The 20,169-nt window shown below is 63.6% G+C and carries 24 protein-coding genes, 1 other RNA gene and 1 riboswitch; of the genes, 19 read left to right on the plus strand and 6 right to left on the minus strand.

Going from position 1 to position 20,169, the window contains the following annotated elements; translation table 11 throughout:
- Nucleotides 1–118: 118 nt before the first annotated feature.
- Nucleotides 119–1,318 (minus strand): O-succinylhomoserine sulfhydrylase, encoded by a 1,200-nt coding sequence (locus tag VSX60_RS07185; protein WP_327623470.1) that lies wholly within the window; start codon nt 1,316–1,318, stop codon nt 119–121.
- Nucleotides 1,319–1,380: 62 nt separating this feature from the next.
- Nucleotides 1,381–1,458, minus strand: a riboswitch (SAM riboswitch).
- An 89-nt stretch (nt 1,459–1,547) separates the two neighbouring features.
- On the opposite strand from VSX60_RS07185, the gene VSX60_RS07190 reads away from it, so the two are divergent.
- The 3 genes from VSX60_RS07190 to VSX60_RS07200 all read left to right on the plus strand — a co-directional run bounded on the left by VSX60_RS07190 (nt 1,548) and on the right by VSX60_RS07200 (nt 3,579).
- Entirely contained in the window at nt 1,548–2,630 is a 1,083-nt protein-coding gene (locus tag VSX60_RS07190) for a 2'-deoxycytidine 5'-triphosphate deaminase (protein ID WP_327623471.1), read from the plus strand.
- 90 nt (nt 2,631–2,720) lie between these two features.
- Nucleotides 2,721–2,876: non-coding RNA, 6S RNA (gene ssrS, locus VSX60_RS07195), on the plus strand.
- Nucleotides 2,877–3,006: 130 nt separating this feature from the next.
- On the plus strand, nt 3,007–3,579 hold the full coding sequence (locus tag VSX60_RS07200; RefSeq protein WP_327623472.1) for a 5-formyltetrahydrofolate cyclo-ligase: 573 nt from the start codon (nt 3,007–3,009) through the stop codon (nt 3,577–3,579).
- Here the strand turns inward: VSX60_RS07200 and VSX60_RS07205 are convergent, their stop codons facing one another.
- Nucleotides 3,580–4,104 carry a CAP domain-containing protein gene (locus tag VSX60_RS07205; RefSeq protein WP_327623473.1) on the minus strand — a complete coding sequence of 175 codons (525 nt, stop codon included), beginning with the start codon at nt 4,102–4,104 and terminating at the stop codon, nt 3,580–3,582. It lies immediately after the preceding gene.
- A 242-nt stretch (nt 4,105–4,346) separates the two neighbouring features.
- On the opposite strand from VSX60_RS07205, the gene VSX60_RS07210 reads away from it, so the two are divergent.
- Nucleotides 4,347–5,168, plus strand: coding sequence for a TIGR00282 family metallophosphoesterase (locus VSX60_RS07210; protein WP_327623474.1), 822 nt, complete (start codon nt 4,347–4,349; stop codon nt 5,166–5,168).
- A gap of 176 nt (nt 5,169–5,344) precedes the next feature.
- Nucleotides 5,345–6,154 carry a TerC family protein gene (locus VSX60_RS07215; protein WP_327623475.1) on the plus strand — a complete coding sequence of 270 codons (810 nt, stop codon included), beginning with the start codon at nt 5,345–5,347 and terminating at the stop codon, nt 6,152–6,154.
- Between the two features lie 12 nt (nt 6,155–6,166).
- On the opposite strand, the gene VSX60_RS07220 is transcribed toward VSX60_RS07215, so the two are convergent.
- From VSX60_RS07220 to VSX60_RS07230, 3 genes are all read right to left on the minus strand, one after another.
- Nucleotides 6,167–6,985: an MBL fold metallo-hydrolase gene (locus VSX60_RS07220; RefSeq protein ID WP_327623476.1), complete on the minus strand. Its 819-nt coding sequence runs from the start codon at nt 6,983–6,985 to the stop codon at nt 6,167–6,169.
- Between the two features lie 45 nt (nt 6,986–7,030).
- Nucleotides 7,031–7,633: a tetratricopeptide repeat protein gene (locus VSX60_RS07225; RefSeq protein ID WP_327623477.1), complete on the minus strand. Its 603-nt coding sequence runs from the start codon at nt 7,631–7,633 to the stop codon at nt 7,031–7,033.
- A 149-nt stretch (nt 7,634–7,782) separates the two neighbouring features.
- Nucleotides 7,783–8,316: a GFA family protein gene (locus tag VSX60_RS07230; RefSeq protein WP_327623478.1), complete on the minus strand. Its 534-nt coding sequence runs from the start codon at nt 8,314–8,316 to the stop codon at nt 7,783–7,785.
- Nucleotides 8,317–8,397: 81 nt separating this feature from the next.
- Between VSX60_RS07230 and VSX60_RS07235 the strand changes: the two genes are divergently transcribed.
- From VSX60_RS07235 to ruvB, 8 genes are all read left to right on the plus strand, one after another.
- Nucleotides 8,398–9,147, plus strand: coding sequence for a YebC/PmpR family DNA-binding transcriptional regulator (locus tag VSX60_RS07235; RefSeq protein WP_327623479.1), 750 nt, complete (start codon nt 8,398–8,400; stop codon nt 9,145–9,147).
- 129 nt (nt 9,148–9,276) lie between these two features.
- Nucleotides 9,277–9,795, plus strand: a complete 519-nt coding sequence (gene ruvC / locus VSX60_RS07240; RefSeq protein ID WP_327623480.1) for a crossover junction endodeoxyribonuclease RuvC — start codon at nt 9,277–9,279, stop codon at nt 9,793–9,795.
- Between the two features lie 102 nt (nt 9,796–9,897).
- Nucleotides 9,898–10,167: an AbrB/MazE/SpoVT family DNA-binding domain-containing protein gene (locus VSX60_RS07245; RefSeq protein WP_442872844.1), complete on the plus strand. Its 270-nt coding sequence runs from the start codon at nt 9,898–9,900 to the stop codon at nt 10,165–10,167.
- Nucleotides 10,145–10,558, plus strand: coding sequence for a type II toxin-antitoxin system VapC family toxin (locus VSX60_RS07250; RefSeq protein WP_327623482.1), 414 nt, complete (start codon nt 10,145–10,147; stop codon nt 10,556–10,558). The genes VSX60_RS07245 and VSX60_RS07250 overlap by 23 nt, the downstream gene beginning before the upstream one ends.
- A complete protein-coding gene (gene ruvA, locus VSX60_RS07255) occupies nt 10,555–11,178 on the plus strand; it encodes a Holliday junction branch migration protein RuvA (protein WP_327623483.1) in 624 nt (207 codons plus the stop codon). Before VSX60_RS07250 ends, ruvA begins: the two co-directional genes overlap by 4 nt.
- A 65-nt stretch (nt 11,179–11,243) precedes the next feature.
- Nucleotides 11,244–11,516, plus strand: coding sequence for an AbrB/MazE/SpoVT family DNA-binding domain-containing protein (locus tag VSX60_RS07260; protein WP_327623484.1), 273 nt, complete (start codon nt 11,244–11,246; stop codon nt 11,514–11,516).
- Nucleotides 11,513–11,917 carry a PIN domain-containing protein gene (locus VSX60_RS07265; protein WP_327623485.1) on the plus strand — a complete coding sequence of 135 codons (405 nt, stop codon included), beginning with the start codon at nt 11,513–11,515 and terminating at the stop codon, nt 11,915–11,917. Before VSX60_RS07260 ends, VSX60_RS07265 begins: the two co-directional genes overlap by 4 nt.
- Nucleotides 11,914–12,957: a Holliday junction branch migration DNA helicase RuvB gene (ruvB, locus tag VSX60_RS07270; protein ID WP_327623486.1), complete on the plus strand. Its 1,044-nt coding sequence runs from the start codon at nt 11,914–11,916 to the stop codon at nt 12,955–12,957. Before VSX60_RS07265 ends, ruvB begins: the two co-directional genes overlap by 4 nt.
- A 29-nt stretch (nt 12,958–12,986) precedes the next feature.
- Here ruvB and VSX60_RS07275 read toward each other — a convergent pair whose 3' ends face one another.
- Nucleotides 12,987–14,438 (minus strand): DUF2254 domain-containing protein, encoded by a 1,452-nt coding sequence (locus tag VSX60_RS07275; RefSeq protein WP_327623487.1) that lies wholly within the window; start codon nt 14,436–14,438, stop codon nt 12,987–12,989.
- A 311-nt stretch (nt 14,439–14,749) separates the two neighbouring features.
- Here VSX60_RS07275 and ybgC point away from each other — a divergent pair, with 311 nt between their 5' ends.
- The 6 genes from ybgC to pal all read left to right on the plus strand — a co-directional run bounded on the left by ybgC (nt 14,750) and on the right by pal (nt 20,101).
- Nucleotides 14,750–15,193 carry a tol-pal system-associated acyl-CoA thioesterase gene (gene ybgC / locus VSX60_RS07280; protein ID WP_327623488.1) on the plus strand — a complete coding sequence of 148 codons (444 nt, stop codon included), beginning with the start codon at nt 14,750–14,752 and terminating at the stop codon, nt 15,191–15,193.
- Between the two features lie 242 nt (nt 15,194–15,435).
- Nucleotides 15,436–16,152 carry a protein TolQ gene (gene tolQ, locus VSX60_RS07285; RefSeq protein WP_327623489.1) on the plus strand — a complete coding sequence of 239 codons (717 nt, stop codon included), beginning with the start codon at nt 15,436–15,438 and terminating at the stop codon, nt 16,150–16,152.
- A 48-nt stretch (nt 16,153–16,200) separates the two neighbouring features.
- Nucleotides 16,201–16,647 carry a protein TolR gene (tolR, locus tag VSX60_RS07290; RefSeq protein ID WP_327623490.1) on the plus strand — a complete coding sequence of 149 codons (447 nt, stop codon included), beginning with the start codon at nt 16,201–16,203 and terminating at the stop codon, nt 16,645–16,647.
- 15 nt (nt 16,648–16,662) lie between these two features.
- On the plus strand, nt 16,663–17,724 hold the full coding sequence (locus VSX60_RS07295) for a hypothetical protein (RefSeq protein WP_327623491.1): 1,062 nt from the start codon (nt 16,663–16,665) through the stop codon (nt 17,722–17,724).
- A 233-nt stretch (nt 17,725–17,957) separates the two neighbouring features.
- On the plus strand, nt 17,958–19,268 hold the full coding sequence (gene tolB / locus VSX60_RS07300) for a Tol-Pal system beta propeller repeat protein TolB (protein ID WP_327623492.1): 1,311 nt from the start codon (nt 17,958–17,960) through the stop codon (nt 19,266–19,268).
- A 311-nt stretch (nt 19,269–19,579) separates the two neighbouring features.
- The gene (gene pal / locus VSX60_RS07305; RefSeq protein WP_327623567.1) at nt 19,580–20,101 is read left to right on the plus strand and encodes a peptidoglycan-associated lipoprotein Pal; all 522 of its coding nucleotides are present in this window, start codon (nt 19,580–19,582) and stop codon (nt 20,099–20,101) included.
- The last annotated feature ends 68 nt before the right edge of the window (nt 20,102–20,169 follow it).

Below are 20,169 nucleotides of genomic sequence, written 5' to 3' on the forward strand. Positions count from 1 at the left end.
CTCTGGCGTGCAGTCGGCAACATCTGCGACCTGTTCGAGCCCGAAGAATGTTGGAACTACCTCAAGGCCGCTGGCTATGTTGCAGATTAATCGCCTGACGCTCTAAACCGGAGATCGTTCATCGAGTCGCTGCCAACGCCCCTTCGATGTCCTCGATCAGATCCTCGACATCCTCCAGTCCGACCGACAGGCGCAGCAAACCGTCGGAGATTCCGAGCTCGGCGCGCGCCTCCGGGGCCAAGTTCTTGTGGGTGGTCGTCGCCGGATGGGTGATCAGGCTCTTGGCGTCGCCGAGATTGTTCGAGATCAGAATGATCTCCAACGCATTCGAGAAGGCGAAGGCGGCGGGCTTGCCGCCCTTGACCTCAAAGGCGAGCAGGGTCGAACCGCCGCTCATCTGCCGGGCGATGACGGCCGCGTCAGGGTGATCGGAACGGCCGGGGTAGATCACTTTCGCGACCTCTTGCCGGTCGGCCAGGATATCGGCGATGCGCGCCGCAGATCGGGTCTGGTGAGCGACGCGGATGGGCAGCGTCTCCAACCCTTTCAGCAATGTCCAGGCGTTGAACGGCGACAACGACGGGCCGGTGTGTCGGAAATAGTCGTGCAGATTCTCGTCGATCCAGTTCTTGGAAGAAAGAACGATGCCGCCGAGGCAGCGGCCTTGGCCGTCGATGTGCTTGGTCGCCGAATAGACGACGACGTCGGCGCCAAGCTCCAGCGGCCGCTGCTGCATCGGCGTGGCGAAGACGTTGTCGACGACCAGACGGGCGCCGGCCGCATGGGCGATCTCCGCCACCGCGGCGATGTCGATGACCTCCAGCGTCGGATTGGTCGGCGATTCCAGAAAGAACACCTTGGTTTCCGGCCGCACCGCATCGCGCCACGCGTCGAGATCGCGGCCATCGATGAGCGTGCAGGCAACGCCGCAGCGCCCCAGCACGGTCTCCACGACATAACGGCAGGAGCCGAATAGCGCACGGGCCGCAACGACATGATCCCCGGCTGTCACCTGGCACTGCATGGCGGCGGCGACCGCGGCCATGCCGGACGCGGTCGCGCGGGCGTCCTCGGCGCCTTCCAGCGCCATCATCCGCTCTTCGAACATGCGCGTCGTCGGATTGCCGTAGCGGCTGTAGATGAAGCCGGGTTCCTCGCCCTTGAAGCGGGCCTCGGCGGCTTCGGCGCTGTCGTAGACGAAGCCCTGGGTGAGGAACAGCGCCTCGGAGGTCTCGCCGAATCCCGAACGCATGGTGCCGCCATGGACCATCGCCGTCGCCGGCCTCAGTTTGCGCCGCTCTTCCGCTTTCTTCAGCATCGCTTTTCTCCGAACAACAAAAAACCGGCCGCAGCATGCCGCGAAGCCGGTCCATCGAATACCCAATCGTCGGATCGGCCCTTTAGCGACTTGTTTTACGTGGCTGCAAGCCGGCCGGCCAAATCACCACTCTCGACTTTGCAAATAGACCCGATCCCGTTAGGCGTCAATCGAGGACCAAACGGCCGCCCACGGGGCGGGGCACATGCAGGCGATGACGGGACAACCGATGACCGACGGAATTTTGCCGGATCGCGCAATCGCGACACTGTTCGACACAGGGGCGATCGCGGCGCCGATTGAACGCGACGCGGACCAGATCCAGCCGGCGAGCCTCGACCTGCGGCTCGGACCGAAGGCGTACCGGGTTCGCGCGAGTTTTCTGCCGGGGCAGGGGCGTAGCGTAGCCCAGCAGCTTGCGCGTTTCCAATTGCACGAGTTCAGCCTGACCGAGGGCGCGGTGCTGGAAACCGGCTGCGTCTACGTGGTGCCGTTGCTGGAAACCCTGCGCCTGCCGGACGGCGTCCGGGCGACGGCGAACCCAAAATCCTCGACCGGCCGGCTCGACATCTTCACGCGGGTGCTCGCGGACGCGGGGCAGGAGTTCGACAAGCTGCCGGCCGGCTATGCCGGGCCACTCTATCTTGAGATATCGCCGCGCACGTTTCCGATTCTGGTGCGGCAGGGCTCGCGCCTGTCGCAAATCCGTTTTCGCACCGGCGAACCCTTGCTGTCCGAGACGGAATTATCGGATCTCCACTCCCATGAACGGTTGACAACAGCGCCAGAGGCCAACATCTCCGGCGGCGGTATCGCGCTGTCGATCGATCTGGTGGGGAATGCCGACGGGCTCGTCGGCTACCGTGGCAAGCGGCACACCGGGGTCGTCGATGTCGACCGGCGTGGTGCCTATCCCCTAGCCGATTTCTGGGAGCCGATCCATCGGGGCAAGACCGGCGAACTCGTTCTCGATCCGGACGAGTTCTACATCCTGGTATCCAAGGAAGCCGTGCATGTGCCGCCGGCCTTCGCGGCGGAGATGACGCCCTTCGATCCGTTGGTCGGGGAGTTCCGCGTCCATTATGCGGGCTTCTTTGACCCCGGCTTCGGCCATTCGGCGGCCGGCGGAACCGGAAGCCGGGCCGTGCTGGAAGTGCGCAGTCACGACGTGCCGTTCATCCTCGAGGATGGGCAGATCGTCGGGCGGCTGGTGTATGAGCGGATGCAGGCGTTGCCGGACCGGCTGTATGGCCTCGATCTCAAATCGAACTACCAGGCCCAGGGATTGAAGCTGTCGAAGCATTTCGTCTGAGGCAGGTGGCTCTGGCCAAGCGCGAATAAAGATTGCCTGGTGCCGCGCTTGCTATGGATAGCGTGACGGCCTCGGCCTATATCTGGTCTCGGCGGGCTGCGCGGTGCGACAGGGGTAACATTATCTCGGGGCCTTAGTCATCCCTAGGGAGCTGTCCCTGCCTTGGCTCGTGGGCCAGGGCACACGGCGCCCACCTACATTGTAGGTTCCCGGGTTCGACTTCTCCATCGGCCGGGTGGCTCGCCATCCTCTTTCCGGCCACGTATCGCGACGAGCGTCCGATTTCGGGCGACACGGCCAATCTTGGCATCTTTCTCTTGCTCATCACCGGTGATATCCGGCACTCCCATTCGCAGGAGTGACGGGGGACCACGGCATGCAGCAAGCAAAGCAGCGTCTGCGCGCGGAAGCACTGGCGCGGCGTGATGCGATGGGAGCCGAGGCCCGGATCGAGGCCTCGCTCGCGGTCGCCGACCGCTGCGCCAATCTGGTTGCGGTGGAGCCCGGTTCCATCATCTCCGGCTTCCTGCCGATCCGCACGGAGATCGACATACGCCCATTGATGATGGCGCTTGCCGACCGAGGCGCGCGCCTGTGCGTCCCGGCGATCGTGGAAAACCAGCTGCAGTTTCGGGAGCTTCTGCGCGGCGCGCCGCTAGAACCCCAAGGCTTCGGCACCTATGCGCCGGGGCCGGACGCTGCGGTTCTCGATCCCGATGTCATGCTGGTACCGCTGGCCGCCTTCGACCGAAGCGGCGGGCGCATCGGCTATGGCCGCGGCTATTACGACGCGGCGATCGCAAAGCTGCGCGAGAAGGGCAAGGCGCCGCGCCTGATTGGTGTCGGTTTCGCCGTGCAGGAAGTGGAGGCCGTGCCGACCGAGCCGCACGACATTCCACTGCATGCGATCGTCACCGAACGTGAGACGATCGGGTGTGATGGGCCGTGATCAGCGTCGTTTCTCGCGTCCCAGGATCAAGGCCCAATAGGGCTGGCCGTTGCTGCCGGTCGCGGCGGCAAAACCAATCTCTGTCACGTTGGGATTCAGCAGGTTGCGGCGGTGGCCGGGAGAGTTCTTCCAGCCGGTGATGACGGCGGGGGTTGATCGATAGTTCCAGCCGATGTTCTCGGAGACCGCCGCCCAATTGTAACCGAAAGACGCGACGCGGCTCGGCAGGACGCCATCGACCGTATGGCTGAGATTGCCGCGTGCCGCCATCGCCCGGGCCTGCCTGTCGGCCGCCTTGTCCAGCACGGCGTCGAAGCGGACCGATCCCAGCCCGTTCTGCGCGCGGAACGCGTTGATCGATGCGAGCGCCACGCCCCTGTCGACGGACACAGGCTTGGTCGAGGCGATGTCGAGGGCGCCCGTCGAACCGACACAGGCGGCAAGGAAAGCGACCGAAAGAAGGGCCAGAAATCGTGCGAAGACGGATGCTAGGCCCGACGGGCGGTATCGGAGGAAGGAATTCATGGTTTAGACAAGCCCTCGTATCGGTTGATGCGACCCGCGCCGGACAGGTTTTCTTCCTTCCGCGCGGAAATGTCCTAGCTTTGCGGCTGGACATGAAAACGCCAAGGACACTGCATGATCGACCGTCTCGCCCAAGCGATACCGCAACGCCAAGAACCCGTGATCATGTCGGAAGAATGTTCACCAAACCATGAACGACATCACGTCGGCGGTGAATCCGACGCTCGACATCGGCGCGCCTGATGCGTTTTCTCTTTCTCGGCGACATGGTCGGAAGGTCGGGTCGCACGGCCGTCTATGACAAGCTGCCCGGTCTGATTTCCGACTGGAAACTCGATTTCGTCGTGGTCAACGGCGAGAATTCGGCCGGCGGTTTCGGCATCACCGAGGAGATTTTCCAACGTACGCTGGAGGCCGGCGCCGATGCGGTGACCACCGGCAACCACGTCTGGGATCAGCGCGAGGCATTGGCGTTCGCAACGCGCCATGATCGCTTCATCCGGCCGGCCAACTACCCCAAGGGCACGCCCGGCAACGGGTCGGGACTGTTCGAAGCCAAAAACGGCGCGCGGGTGCTCGTCACCAACATCATGGGCCGGGTGTTCATGTCGCCCGATCTCGACGACCCGTTCGCCTGCGCCGATGACATCCTGTCAGCCTGTCCGCTCGGTGAGCAAGCAGACGCGGTGATCGTCGACTTTCATGCCGAGGCGACCAGCGAGAAGCAGTGCTTCGCGCATTATCTCGACGGCCGTGCCAGCCTCGTCGTCGGCACCCACACCCATGTGCCCACGGCCGACCACCAGATTTTGGCCGGCGGCACGGCGTACCAGTCGGACGCGGGCATGTGCGGCGATTATGACTCCTCCCTCGGCATGGAGAAGGAGGAGCCGATCAACCGCTTCGTTTCCAAGGTACCGCGTGGTCGCTTCGAGGCGGCGCAGGGGCCCGCGACCCTCGCCGGCCTTGCCGTCGAGATATCCGACCGAACCGGCCTTGCCGAGAAGATCGCGCCGGTACGGATCGGACCGAGGCTCACCAGGGCGGTGCCGGATTTTTGGTAACAGCCCTCTGTCCTTTGGCGCGCCGCGCCCGACTTTCTCCGCAGGTTTGGAGCGCTGTGCGTCCATTTGGATGAACGGCGCTCCAAATTTTTGATTGAGCATCGGATTGATCCAAAAACCGGATTCCACTTTTTGGTCCGATTCTCTAGCCGACCTCTCGCGCTTCAGGAGCCCCGATGGCCGACTTCTTCGCCTTTCTCGCCGACCCCACCGCTTATGCGGCCCTCGCCACGTTGATCGTGATGGAGGTCGTGCTCGGCATCGACAATCTGATCTTCATCTCGATCCTCTCGAACAAGCTGCCGGAAGAACACCGGCAGCGGGCCCGCCGGGTCGGAATCGGTCTTGCCCTGATCCTGCGGCTGGGGCTGCTGTCGACCGTTGCCTTCATCGTTCAACTGACCGAACCGCTGTTCGAGGCCTTCGACCACGGCTTTTCCTGGCGTGACCTCATCCTCATCGCCGGCGGGCTCTTCTTGGTCTGGAAGGCAACGAAGGAAATCCATCACAGCGTCGATCCCGACGATCACCCGGATACGATGATCGGCAAGGCGGCGACGCTGACCTTCGGCGCCGCGATCGTGCAGATCCTGCTGCTCGATCTGGTGTTTTCCATCGATTCCATCATCACCGCCGTCGGCATGACCGACGAGCTCGGGATCATGTTCATCGCCGTCATCGTTGCGGTCGTGGTGATGCTGGTCGCGGCCGGACCGCTGTCGCGCTTCATTGAGGCCAACCCGACCATCGTCATGCTGGCGCTGGGCTTCCTGCTGATGATCGGCATGACACTGATCGCCGACGGCTTCGGCGTGCATGTGCCGAAGGGCTACATCTACGCCGCCATGAGCTTCTCGGCCCTGGTCGAAGGGCTGAACATGCTGGCGCGGAGGAAGCGGCAGAAGGCTGCGGCATTGAAAGCTGGGACGGGCGGCGGTGCGTCGATTCCGGCGCAGGCGCATGGCGAGCCGCCGACGATCGGTTGAGCGGGGGGCGCGTCAGACTCCTGAGAGCACGATCACCGTCGGCCGGCCCGGAAGCGTGCGGAGCGAGACGGAGAAGCTGTCTTCCGAGCGCCTGTCTACCGCGAAGTCGGGCAGCCGATCGAGGAACCGGTCGATTGGCCCGCGAAAGCGGTGCATCGGCAGGACGATCGAGGACCGCAGTCGCTTGGCGATCTCGCCCATGCCCTCCTGGCTGAGCGTATAGCCACCATCGACGGGCACCATGAGGATGTCGAGACGGCCGATCTGGGCGTAATCCTCGTCGGTCAGGCGATGATGGAGATGGCCGAGATGGCCGATGCACAGCCCCGCCACCTCGAAAATGAAGATCGAGTTGCCGTCCGGCTCGATTCCGCCGCCGAAGGAGCGGATATCGGTCGGCACGTTGCGCACATACATGTCCTCGACGGTGAGGGCATGGCGGGCGGGGCCGCCTCCGGGATTCCAGCCTTTCAGGACATTCTCGATCGCCGGGTCCGGAAACTCCGTGAAATGAGTGGCGTGCGCCTTGTTCATCGTGGCGATGTCCGGGACGGTCGGGCCGGCGAAACCGGAATAGTCGGTGGCCACCGTCACGCCGTCGGGGCTTTCGATCAGGTAGGTCGAATGATGGACATAGGTGATGCGGACCTCGTCTCGGCTGAGTTGGGCCAGGCGCATGGGCGCCTTCGCGTCCATGGAGACGTAGGTCGCGCGGAGCGTCTCAGGCAAGTTTTCCGCAACGGCGATGCAAGTGCTCGGGACCGATTGGGCGGCAGCCGCGCCCGGCGCGAGGATCAGCAGGGCTGAGAGCAGAGCGAAGGCATGGTGCATCGGCTTGATCCTTTTCGATGGTCCGGGCCGGATGACCCAAGGCAGTCACAAATCGATGCCGCCATCCGTCGGTGTCTCCGGTGCGGTATCGACCGGTGGCGCCAGCATCGCGCGCTCTTTCAGGAACGGGTGGATCGCCACCGCTTCCCGTAACTGCGCTTGTGCCAGTCGAAACCGCCCCTGACGCATCAGGATATGCGCGCGTCCGGCCATGGCGCCGAAATGATTGGGTTCGAGCGCGATGGCCCGATCGACGTCTTCGAGGGCGCCGTCGAAATCCTCCTGCAGGAAGCGGATGAAGCCGCGCTGGTTGAAGGCCTCGGCGTATGTCGGTGAACGCGTGATCGCTTCATCGAGGAGCTCCCGCGCGCCCGCGAAATCGTAATTGCCGCGCCGGCTCATGGCGTCGTCGACGAGGCGCCGCGTGGTGGAATCGGGCGCCGCTCGCATCCAGAAACGCCAGATGGCGGCCTCGGCCGCACGCCCCTCGACATCGGATGTCGCGGCCTTCAACGCAGCGAAGAGTTTCGTCCGCGTATCGGGTGCGTCGGCGTTGGTGCCAGTGGAGGGCTTCGACAGCAGTTGGGCGTGGGCTGTCCCGAACGGGATCAAGAGTACGAGAATGATGGCAGTGAAGTTGCGTATCATGGCGCCGACTCCAAGTACGTCACGACCTGTTCCCCGCAGCCTAACGACAGGGCGAGACCGGGAGAGATCCGCGTCGGTCGATGCCGGTTCGCTCTACCCTCCAGAGAGTTTATCGCACGCCGCAGGCGGGCGAAATCATAAAGCCGTCATTACATTCGTTCGCCGGTGGCCAGCATCGTCTGCCACCTTGCGCGGATCGACGCAGAACCGACATCGTCCGGCTCGCCGTCAAAGGTCAGCTCGTCCGGGCCTAGCGCGACAAAGGACTGCTTCGAGCGCACCCAGATATGCCCGGCCGGCACCAGCCATGATGTATCGTCGAGGGTGCCGGCCTTGATGTTGAGGCGGGTCGGATTGTCCTGCGAGCGATGCTGGATGCGCACGCCGCAGTCGGGGCAGAAGTCGCCGAGTCGAATCGCGCCACTGTCCGACGTGCGCCGGGTCGTCTTCAGCGTGCCGGTTATAACGACGCTAGCAGAGTCCACGCGCAAGCTCTCCCCATAGGCGCTGGACGTGTGGCGCTGGCATTCGGTGCAATGACAGAGGTAGAAGGCGAGGGGGACTTTGCGGATTTCGTAGCGGACCTGGCCGCACTGGCAGCCGCCGGTGAGCGGCAGCGCCGGGAGCCGCACACTGAGACGGTGATTCGCTCGGTCGGCATCCGGCGGGCGGGCATCGGGCATCGCGAACCTCGTTCTGGACGTTTCCCGCGACATTTTTTATATGACGGGCAGCTTTTTTCCACTCCGATCGACAGGTTTTCCATGGCCGGCCATTCACAGTTCAAGAACATCATGCACCGGAAGGGCCGCCAGGACGCGGTCCGATCGAAGATGTTCTCCAAACTCGCGCGCGAGATCGTGGTCGCGGCCAAGGCTGGGCTGCCCGACCCGTCGATGAATGCGCGCCTGCGGCTGGCGATCAACAACGCCAAGGCGCAGTCGATGCCGAAGGACAACATCGACCGAGCGATCAAGAAAGCCTCCGGCGGCGACGCCGAGAACTACGACGAGGTCCGCTACGAGGGCTACGGGCCGGGCGGCGTCGCCGTCATCGTCGAGGCGCTGACCGACAACCGCAACCGCACCGCCTCCAACGTGCGGTCCTGTTTCACCAAATCCGGCGGCGCGCTGGGCGAAACCGGTTCGGTCTCTTTCATGTTCCATCATGTCGGTGAGATCATCTATGCGGCTCCGGTGGGCGACGCGGACAAGGTGATGGAAGCGGCGATCGAAGCCGGCGCCGACGACGTGATCTCCGACGAGAGCGGTCACACGATCATCACCGCCTTCGAGGATATCAACGAGGTCTCCACCGCGCTGGAGGCGTCCCTCGGCGAGGCGGAAAGCGTCAAGGCGATCTGGCGACCCCAGACCGGCACGCCGGTCGACGAGGACAAGGCCGAAAGCGTCCTGCGCCTGATCGGCAATCTCGAGGACGACGACGACGTGCAGAACGTCTACGCAAATTTCGAGGTCGACGACGAGGTGATGGCGAAGCTTTCGGCGGCCTGAGGCGCGGCAGTCATCGCATTCGCTGATCCTTCCGAAGCGTTATGCGTTTTGCTCTCGCTTCGTTCTCTTTTCGTTCATGATTTGCCTATCTGATGCTCTCCGAGTCGGCTAGGATCGGAGGTTAAGGAAGTGTTGCAGGAGGCATCCATTCGCATAATCGGTATCGATCCGGGCCTTCGCCGCACCGGCTGGGGCGTCGTCGAGACGCTCGGCAACTCGTTGCGCTTCGTCGCGAGCGGTACGGTGACCTCCGACAACAAGCTGGACCTCGCCTCCCGGCTTCGCCAGATACATGACGGGCTGACCGAGGTGGTCCACACCCATCAGCCCGACGAGGCTGCGGTCGAGCAGACCTTCGTCAACAAGGATGCCGTTGCTACGCTCAAACTCGGCCAGGCGCGCGGCATCGCCATGCTGGTGCCGGCGCTCGCCGGCCTGCCGGTCGCCGAATACGCACCCAACGCGGTGAAGAAGGCGGTCATCGGCGTCGGCCATGGCGACAAGAAGCAGATCCACATGATGGTCAAGGTGCTGATGCCGAAAGCAAGCTTCGACACCGACGACGCGGCCGACGCGCTCGCTATCGCCATCTGCCATACCCATCATCGCCAATCGGCACAGGCGAGGGCCTTGATGGCGGGGCGTTGATGCAGTGGCCGACCAAGACCGGATGTTCTTGACATGTTCCATTTCCGTCAATAGGTATTACCGGCAGGTATTACTTTCGCTGAAATGGAAGGCGAGCGGCAGGTGAGGGTGACGGAAAAAGGTCAAGTGACGATCCCCAAGGCGATCCGCGACAAGCTCGGCATCGTGCCGGGCAGCGAGGTGGACTTCGTCGATACGGGTGACGCGGTGCGGCTCGTTCGCACCTGTGCGGACGACGATCCTGTCGTTTGGAACCGGGCATTCGATCGGCATGTGGCAGAGATGCGCGGTACGATCGATACCGACGGGATGGACGGCAAGTTCTATGTGGACTGGTTGAGGGGACCCCGTGAAGACCTCGACGTTGATTGATACCAACATCTTCATCGATATGCTGGGCACCGGGCAGTTTTTCGAGGAATCGATCGAGGCCGTCAGGCAAGAGTGCCGGAGCGGCGAGATTGTCCTCAGCGCGATCGTCTGGGCGGAGCTCGCCGTGCCGATGCGGGAAGAAGAGCTGTTCTCGCGGGTCGCTTGGATGCGACCGCGTCGGGAGCCGTTTCCGTTCGAGGCCGCGTTTCCGGCCGGGCGGGCGCATCGGCTCTACCGTTCGCGCGGTGGGGGGCGGGAGCGCACTCTGCCTGATTTTCTGATCGGCGCGCACGCCTTCGTTCGCGGCCATCGGCTGTTGACGCGGGATGCCTCCCGCTACCGAAGTTATTTTCCCGATCTCGAGATCGTTTCGCCGGAGACCCATCCATGATCGGAAAGCTGAAGGGCACCGTCGACGAGATCGGCGAGGATCATGTGGTCGTGGACGTCCACGGTGTCGGCTACATCGCCTATTGCGGGACGCGCACGCTGGCGTCTTTGCCCGGGCCAGGCGAGGCGATCGTGCTCTTCGTCGAGACGTATGTTCGCGAGGACATGATCCGCCTCTACGGTTTTTCCTCAGCCGTCGAGCGGGATTGGTTCCGGCTGCTGCAGACCGTCCAGGGCGTCGGCGCAAGGGTGGCGCTGGCGGTGACAGGCACGCTGTCGACCGGTGATCTCGCCAACGCGATCGCGCTGCAGGACAAGGCGATGGTGGCGCGTTCGCCGGGCGTCGGGCCGAAGGTCGCGGCGCGCATCGTGGCGGAATTGAAGGACAAGGCGCCGGCCTTCTCCGGCGCCGGATCGGACGAAAGCTACGGGCTGAAACGCGAGCTCGGCGAGGGCGTCGCGCCGGCACCGATCAGCGATGCGGTCTCGGCGTTGGTCAATCTCGGCTATGCGCGGGACCAGGCGGCCAATGCCGTGGCCAAAGCCGTGCGGGACGGAGCCGAGGACGCGGATTCGGCGACGCTGATCCGGCTGGGGCTGAAGGCACTGAGCCGCGGCTAGGTGGGTTGTGCGAGGAAGAAATCCTTACTATTTTGGTGTGTAAGGATGGCGATTGGAGTAAGGAGATGGGTATTCTCGGAACCGTTACCTCCAAGGGGCAAACGACGATTCCCAAGGCGGTTCGTGATGAGCTTGGGCTGGAGGATGGATCCCGTATCGAATGGGAGATTACCGACGGCAAGGCTTCTATCATCCCGCGAACATTGAGGATGATCGATCTCGCGGGCGTTCTGGGCAATCCTCTCGGACGCCCGACGACCATCGAGGAGATGGACGAGGCGGTTGCGGCCGCGGTGGCGCGTCATGTCCTCGGCGAGGACGATGGTGATTCCGCGTGACGACCCGAATTGGCGTCGACACGAATGTTCTCCTGAGATTGTTTGTAACGGACGATAGTGTCCAGTTCGAAGCGTCCAAGAAGTTTTTCGCGGCTTCGTCGAAGGGCCAAGCGATCTTCGTCAATCAGCTGGTGCTCGTCGAATTCGCCTGGACTTTACGCTCTCGCTATCGGCTGTCAGCCGACCAAATTCTGGATGTCATCGAGCAGATTTCGCAGCGGGCGGATGTCGAAATCGAGAATGCTGCTCTGGTCGGTTCTGCCCTTGATATGGCACGGGAAGGCGTGGGATTCTCCGATGCGTTGATCGCGGCCAGGAACACGCATCACGGATGTGAGAATACGGTTACGTTCGACAAGCGCGCGGCAAAGGTCATTCCTTCGATGAAGCTCCTTTCATGAGCGACACCCGTCTCATCACCCCGGATCAACGCGGCGAGGACATCGACGCGACGCTGCGGCCGCAGCGGCTCGACGATTTCGTCGGGCAGGCGGCAGCGCGGGCCAATTTGAAGGTCTTCATCGAGGCCGCGAAGACCCGGGGGGAGGCGCTCGACCATGTGCTCTTCGTCGGTCCACCGGGCCTCGGCAAGACCACGCTGGCGCAGATCATGGCCAAGGAACTCGGCGTCAACTTCCGTTCGACGTCGGGACCGGTCATCGCCAAGGCCGGCGATCTCGCGGCGCTTTTGACCAATCTGGAAGAGCGCGACGTCCTGTTCATCGACGAGATCCATCGCCTCAGCCCGGCGGTCGAGGAAATCCTCTATCCGGCGATGGAGGATTTCCAGCTCGATCTGATTATCGGCGAGGGGCCGGCCGCGCGGTCGGTGAAGATCGACCTGTCGAAGTTCACGTTGGTCGCCGCGACGACGCGGGTGGGGCTTTTGACGACGCCTTTGCGCGACCGCTTCGGAATCCCCGTGCGGCTGAATTTCTACACGGTCGAGGAGCTTGAGCACATCGTTCGGCGCGGTGCCCGACTGATGGGCCTGCCGATGGCCGAAGAGGGTGGGCGAGAAATCGCCCGCCGGGCGCGCGGCACGCCGCGCATCGCCGGCCGGCTGCTGCGGCGGGTGCGCGATTTCGCCGATGTCGCGGGCGTGAGCGAGGTTGATCGCAAGGTCGCCGACGCGGCGCTGACGCGGCTGGAGGTCGACAGTCTCGGCCTCGACCAGCTCGATCGGCGCTATCTCGACCTCATTGCGTTGAATTTCGGCGGTGGCCCCGTCGGGATCGAGACGATCGCTGCGGCGTTGTCGGAGCCGCGTGACGCCATCGAGGACATCGTCGAGCCCTATTTGCTGCAACAGGGCTTCCTCCAGCGCACCCCGCGCGGCCGGCTTTTGACGCAGCACGCGTTTCGGCATATCGGCCTCGCCGTGCCGCCGAGCTATCAGGGGTCGCAGTCAGCGCTGTTCGAGGACGATCCGACCCACTGATCACCCGGTGGTCGGCGAAACGGAACCCTTCAACAGCTTGCCGGTGCTCCGGTGTCGGTGGTCCGCATGTCGCGAGACGTCGCTGTCCGATCGATTCCGGTTCGGCGCAGGCGCGGATGGGCCAATTGTTGGTCGAATCGCCGGCCCGCCGCCTCGATGGTTTCGAGTGAGGCCCCGGCGAGCGCCGTCTTGGATAGTGCCAGCAGGGCTTCCTTCTGGTCGCGCAACCCACGAAGCTCCTCGGGCGTCCCGCAAGCTGGTGCGATCCGTGCCAGCGAGTCGATGAAATGTTCACCGGCAATCATGTCGGTCGCCGCGTATTGGCGCAGATGGCCGAAGGAATGGTCGAGATAGCCGGCAAACGTCAGCGCACCGCCGATCACGCGGAGCTTCTGATTGTCGTCAATCCGGAGTGGATCGGGCGCGGCGCGCCCGGCCAGACCGGATAAGGCGGCGGCGAGCCAATCCAGGCAAGTGACTGCCGTGAACGGGTCATTGATCCCCGGTGAGAGCGCGCGGGCGGCGATCTCGACCAGTTCGTCGAACAGGAAAAGCAGGTCTTGGGACACGCTACGGGTTTGGCCGAGAGCGACGGAGGCGAGTAGGGCTCCGCGCGCCTTGTCGGTGACCCGTTCGCTGGGCCAGACATCGAATAACACGATGCCTGAGTGCGCGAAGGTGCCGGGTCGGCAATTCATCCTGACAATCACATCGTGGTCGCGGGCCGCATGCATCAACGTTTCGTAGTCGATGACCTGGATATAGCCCGTCTCGTTCGCTTCGAGCTCGCTATAGGAAGCGATGGCGGCGTCATCCGCCGTGTCGGGGCGGAAGCAGGCGGGTACTTGCCACAGAATATCGGTGCGGTCGACCGCCTCGGCGGGATGTCCGACGTTGATCGGAAAACGGTACTCGATATCGTGGAGCAAGCCTTTGCCGATGCCGGCGATGACGTTCGAGATGTGGATGGTCGACGGCACATGGTGGATGAAGAAGATCAGGATGCCGATCGATCCGATCGCCAGCACGATGGCGCCGAAGATCGCAATGTTGGGAACGAACATCGCGGCGTAGATGTCCTCACTGCCGCCATTCCGAACGCTGCGTAGCACCAGCATCGAATAGACGAAGGTGGCGACGAAGACCCCGAGCGTGACCTGGTTGCCGCGATCGTTCATGAAGTTGGTGAGCAGGCGGGGACCATAGCTTCCCGAGGCGAAGACGACGGTCGCCATGGTCACCGAGAACACCGTGCCGGCGACGCCGATCATCGAGCCGCCGATGGCCGACAGGATCGAACGGGCGCCGTCCGGCTGTGTGGCGAAGAAGAAGGGATTGTCGCCGAAGGCATCCGGCGGGACACGCAGGTCGATCTCGATCAACACGAAGGCCAGGATCGCGGCGCCGACGGCCATGATGGAGGGAATGAACCAATAGCTGGCGCCGATGCGCTCGTAGTATTGGAGGAAAAGTGCGCGCATCGGGCCTCGAATGCTGAGGGTCATGGAATAGGACCTATGATCTATACGGCCAGGTCCGGTCTGCAAGGCGCGGCCTGTTCGGCCGGGCACCAACAGGCTCCGCCAGACATGCGGGAATTAGCAATGATCCATGCCTTTTCGAGGCTGATGGTATAGCCCGCATGCCTCCGCGGAAACTCCTTGTCCGGTCCGACGTTGTCGGATATGCGGACGGCTACGCTGAGAAGTGGGCAAGGCGACGGGCGCGCGTTTCGGGCCGTCTAGTCGGCCGAGCCAGCGCCCCCGGGGCGGCGCAGATATGAGGGCGCGTGATGACCGATCAATTGGCCGGCTGCCTTACGCCGAGCGGTCACGAGTTGCGGATTCGCGTCTATTTCGAGGACACGGATTTTTCCGGTGTCGTCTATCATGCGCGCTATCTGAATTTTCTCGAGCGAGGACGGTCGGATCTTCTGCGTCTGAAGGGTATCGGGCACGGCGAGTTGCTGGCGGGAAAATTCGGGCCATCGATGGCCTTCGCGGTCCGGCACATGGATATCGATTTCTTGCGGCCGGCGCGGATCGACGACGTCCTGACCGTGGAGACCCGAACACACCGTCTCGGCGGGGCGCGCATCCTCTTGATCCAGCGCATCACGCGCGGCGAGGAGGCGTTGGTCGAGGCCAAGGTCAAGGTGGCGGTGATCTCGCCCGAGGGCAAGCCGATGCGGATGCCGGCGGCTGTCTTGGCGCAACTGGCGCCGGCAGGGGACTGAGAGGCTCGCTCGGGAGCCGGCGGGGCGCTAACGGATCGTTAACCCTACCGATGCATCAATCAAATTGAACCAGTTTTACGCAAAGTACGCCATTCTTTCACCGGATTCGCTTGTGAAAGGGCATCAAGGGTTTACGCGAGCGAGCGGTACGCCGGCGCATGTCGAGCCGGTCGTGTTCGCGGCAGGGGCCACCCGCAATGGGTTGCCATGCCGATGGTTCCGCATATCGAGGATGTTGGGGAATGGACGGAGAAGTCGTTCAGGGAGCGCTAGCCGCCGCCGGCACGGTGTCGCTGTGGGATTTGTTCTGGCAGGCGGGCTTCGTGGTCAAGCTGGTCATGATCGGACTGTTGTTCGCTTCGGTCTGGACCTGGGCGATCATCATCGACAAGTCGATGCGCTACGGGCGCTTCCGCCGTCAGCTCAACAAGTTCGAGAGCAATTTCTGGTCCGGCCAGTCGCTCGAGGAACTCTATCATAGCCTGTCGGAGCGCAAGACGTCGGGAATGGGCGCGCTGTTCGTCGCGGCCATGCGCGAATGGAAGAAGTCGTTCGAGAAGGGCGCCCGCTCGCCGGTCGGCCTGCAGACCCGCATCGACAAGGCGATGGACGTGACCCTGGCCCGTGAGATGGACAGTCTGGAATCCCGTTTGGGCTTTCTGGCGACGATCGGCTCGGCGGCACCCTTCGTCGGACTGTTCGGCACCGTCATCGGCATCATGACCTCGTTCCAGGCGATCGCCGGCTCGCAACAGACCAGCCTCGCCGTCGTCGCGCCGGGTATTGCCGAGGCGCTGCTGGCGACCGCGATCGGCCTGGTCGCCGCGATTCCGGCGGTGGTCGCCTACAACAAGCTGTCGTCGGACGCCGGCAAGCTGGGGATGCGGCTCGAGGCCTTCGCGGACGAATTCTCGGCGATCCTGTCGCGGCAGATCGACGAAAAGCTGCCTTCGCGCTAAGCGCGACCCGAGAAGCGCGACCGTTTTCGGTCGGAAAGGTAACCAGCCATGGGCATGTCAGCGGGATCAGGGCGATCCTCGGGATCGCGCCGTCGCCGCGGTCGGCGCCAACCGATGAGCGAAATCAACGTCACGCCGATGGTCGACGTGATGCTGGTGCTGTTGATCATCTTCATGGTGGCGGCGCCTCTGTTGACCGTCGGCGTTCCGATCGAGCTGCCGGAAACCCAAGCCAAAGCACTGAATTCCGAAAGTCAGCCGATCACCATCTCGGTGAATTCGAGCGGCGCCGTCTATTTGAACGACACCGAGATACCGATCGACGAGGTTGTGGCCAAACTCGAAGCGGTGGCGAAGGCCGGCTACAAGGAGCGGATTTTCGTGCGCGGCGACCGCGCGGCGGATTACGGCACGGTCATGAAGGTCATGGCCCGGATCTCGGCGGCCGGTTTCCGCAATATCGGTCTTGTCACCGATCAAGACCTCAACGCGTAACCAAATCGGGTCTCCATGAAATCCGGCGTCGTTGTCTCCACGATCCTGCATACGGCGGTCCTGACCTGGGGCCTGTGGTCGCTGTCGGCGCCCGAGCCGTTGGAGGTCGCGAACATCGAGTCCTTCCCGGTCGAGATCGTGCCAATCGAGTCGTTGTCGCAGTCTGTCGTCGGCGCCAAGGATGCGCCGATGACCGAGACGCCGGCGCCCAAGCCGACGGAAAAGCCGCAGACGCTGCCGATGCCGGCCGAGAATGTCGGCAACAACGAGGCTGATCTGGAGACGCCGCCGACGCCCGTCGACCGACCGAAGGCGAGCGAACAGGCCGCGGCGGCAAAGCCTGCGGACGCTCCGGCCCCCGAGCCGCAACCCGAACCAGAACCGGCGCCGCCCCCTCCGGCCGATACGCCGCCTCCGCCGCCGGATCCGGTGACGGCCGAAACGCCGGCAGAAACACCGCCGCCGGTCGACGCGGTCGAGCAGGCCATCGCGTCCGCCGAGGCGGCCCCGGCCGAACCTCCGTTGCCGCAGAACGTGCCAGTGCCCTCGACGAAGCCAAAGCCGCCGGCGCCGGTGGTGGCGGAAACCAAGCCCGAGCCGAAAAAGCCGGAGCCGGCGAAAGAGACCAAGACCGCCGAGACGCGGACGCCGGAGGAGAGCCAGTTCGACGCCGACAAGATCGCCGCACTGCTCAACAAGGAGCAATCGGCCGGCGGAGGTGCAAAGCGCTCTGAGGAGCAAGCCTCGCTCGGGACTGAGCGCCAGACCGGCGCCAAGCTTTCCCAGAGCGAGCTCGACGCGCTGCGCGGGCAGATTCAGCGATGCTGGTCGCCACCGTCCGGCGTGTCGGAAGCCGGTTCACTGCGGATATCGATCCAGATGCGCCTCGATTCGTCTGGTCAGCTTGAAGCCCGTCCGGAAATCGTCAACGGCGGCGGCAGCTCGATGATCGAGCGGATCGCTGGAGAGGCCGCGCTTCGTGCCGTGCAGCGCTGCGCTCCGTACAACTTGCCGACGGAAAAATATGAAACCTGGGCTGACGTCGTTGTCAATTTCGATCCGAGCCAGATGTTCTGATGCCAAAGGCGAGCGATCAACCGCGCCACGAAGCCTCCGGCGGCGTCATACAATCTCCCGATTGCGTGTTAGGACGATCGAAACGGCGCCGTCGGGCCGCGCGAACGCAATCGGCAACGACCACGTTGGATCGCCCAACGTGCGGCACAGGCGGGGAACCGGTGGCAATTCAAACGAAGAGGCGCAGCCGCTTAGCGGCGTTGCTGCCTCCGAACTCAACGGAAGATCGTGGAATGAAAACGAGCATCAGAGGCGTTCTTGTGGCCATCGCGGCGATCGCCGGTGCCATACTGTTCGCGGCGCCAGCCTCGGCGGTTGTCGAAATCGATATCACCCAGGGCAATGTGGAGCCGCTACCGATCGCGATCACCGACTTCCAGTCGCAGGACGGGATCGGGCAGCAGATCGCCGGAGTGGTCCAGGCCGACCTGAAGCGCTCGGGCCTGTTCGCGCCGATCGACAAATCCGCCTTCATTCAGAAGGGCCTGACCGTCGACACGAGCCCGACGTTCACCGACTGGACGGTCATCAATGCCCAGGCGATCGTCGTCGGTCGTGTGACGCCGGAAGCCGACGGACGCCTGCGGGTTGAATTCCGGCTCTGGGATACCTTTGCCGGCCAGCAACTCGACGGTCAGCAATTCTATACCAATCCGGAGAACTGGCGCCGCGTCGCGCACATCATTGCCGACGCGATCTATCAGCGCCTGACCGGAGAGAAGGGCTATTTCGATACCCGCATCGTGTTCGTGTCCGAGAGCGGCGCCAAGGACAGGCGGGTCAAGCGGCTGGCAATCATGGACCAGGATGGCGCCAATGTGCGTTTCCTCACCCAGGGCAACGATCTCGTCCTGACGCCGCGCTTTTCGCCGAGCCGGCAGGAAGTCACCTACATGTCGTTCGGCGACGGCGAGCCACGGGTCTATCTCCTGCAGTTGGAGACCGGCCAGCGCGAAATCGTCGGAAACTTCCCCGGCATGACCTTCTCTCCGCGCTTTTCTCCGGACGGCCAGAAGGTCATCATGAGCCTGCAGCAGGACGGCAACGCCAACATCTACGCGATGGATTTGCGCTCGCGCGCGACCACCCGGCTGACCTCGACGACGGCGATCGACACTTCGCCATCCTATTCGCCGGATGGCCAGCGCATCGTGTTCGAATCCGATCGCGGTGGCCGGCAGCAAATCTACGTGATGAACCCTGACGGCTCCGGCCAGCAACGCATCTCTTTCGGCGACGGCTCGTACTCGACCCCCGTATGGTCGCCGCGCGGCGATCTCATCGCCTTCACCAAGCAGAGCGGCGGCCAGTTTCAGATTGGCGTCATGCGCACGGATGGTTCGGGCGAGCGCATTTTGACCTCCGGCTTCCACAACGAGGGGCCGACCTGGGCGCCGAACGGCCGCGTTCTGATGTTCTTTCGCGACATCAAGGGCGGTGGTGGCCCGCAGCTCTATTCGATCGATCTCACCGGCTACAACGAGCAGAAGATTCCGACGCCCGGCTTTGCGTCTGACCCGGCCTGGTCACCCTCGCTCGAATAGGGCGCCCGCCGGACTTAACAGGCAAGGCGTCCGAGGGCTTGGGATCCATCCAAACGCCGGTCCCGTATTCCGGCCGATCCGGGAGGCAGCCCGGAGTAAGCTTGGGGGTGCATTGTCGCCAGTGTGTTGCCTGCATGCACCAGTTGGCGGCTGCCTACCCCGTCGTCGCCGCGTCGTCGTATTCTAGCGAGAAATCAATGAGATCGGCGCTTCACGATATCGTCAAAAGCCGACCGTTTTTTACGACGCGTTAAACATCGTCAGGGTAAACATCGGGTAACAGGGACTCATCTGATTTGAAGGAGCTGGCCATGCGCCGGACCATTTTTGGGGTTAAGAGCCGCATCGCGCTTGTACTCGTCGCCAGCCTGGCGGTTGCTGGTTGCGCCAACAAGAAGGACGCGCTGCCCGATAACGCGGCGGGGCTTGGCCTTGGCGCCGGTGGCGTTGGCGGCAGCGCAGCGCCTGGAACGAGCCAGGACTTCACGGTCAATGTCGGCGATCGCGTGTTCTTCGATACCGATTCCTCGTCGATCCGTGCCGACGCCCAGCAGACCCTCGCGCGCCAGGCTCAGTGGCTGAACCAGTATCCGCAGTATTCGATCGTGATCGAAGGCCATGCGGACGAGCGCGGCACCCGCGAGTACAACCTTGCGCTGGGCGCTCGGCGTGCCTCGGCCACTCGCGACTATCTGTCCCAGCGGGGCGTGGCGGCCAACCGCATCCGGACGCTTTCCTATGGTAAGGAGCGCCCGGTGGCGGTTTGCGACGATATTTCCTGCTGGTCGCAGAACCGGCGCGCGGTCACCGTTCTCGGCGGCGCCGGAAGCTAACCGGGTCCGAGGGACTAACATTGACGCGTGGCGGCCCTTCGGGGCCGTTTCACGTTGGCGCGCCGAGA

The sequence above is a fragment of the Aurantimonas sp. A3-2-R12 genome (assembly GCF_036016755.1).
Taxonomy (GTDB): Bacteria; Pseudomonadota; Alphaproteobacteria; order Rhizobiales; family Rhizobiaceae; genus Aurantimonas; species Aurantimonas coralicida_A.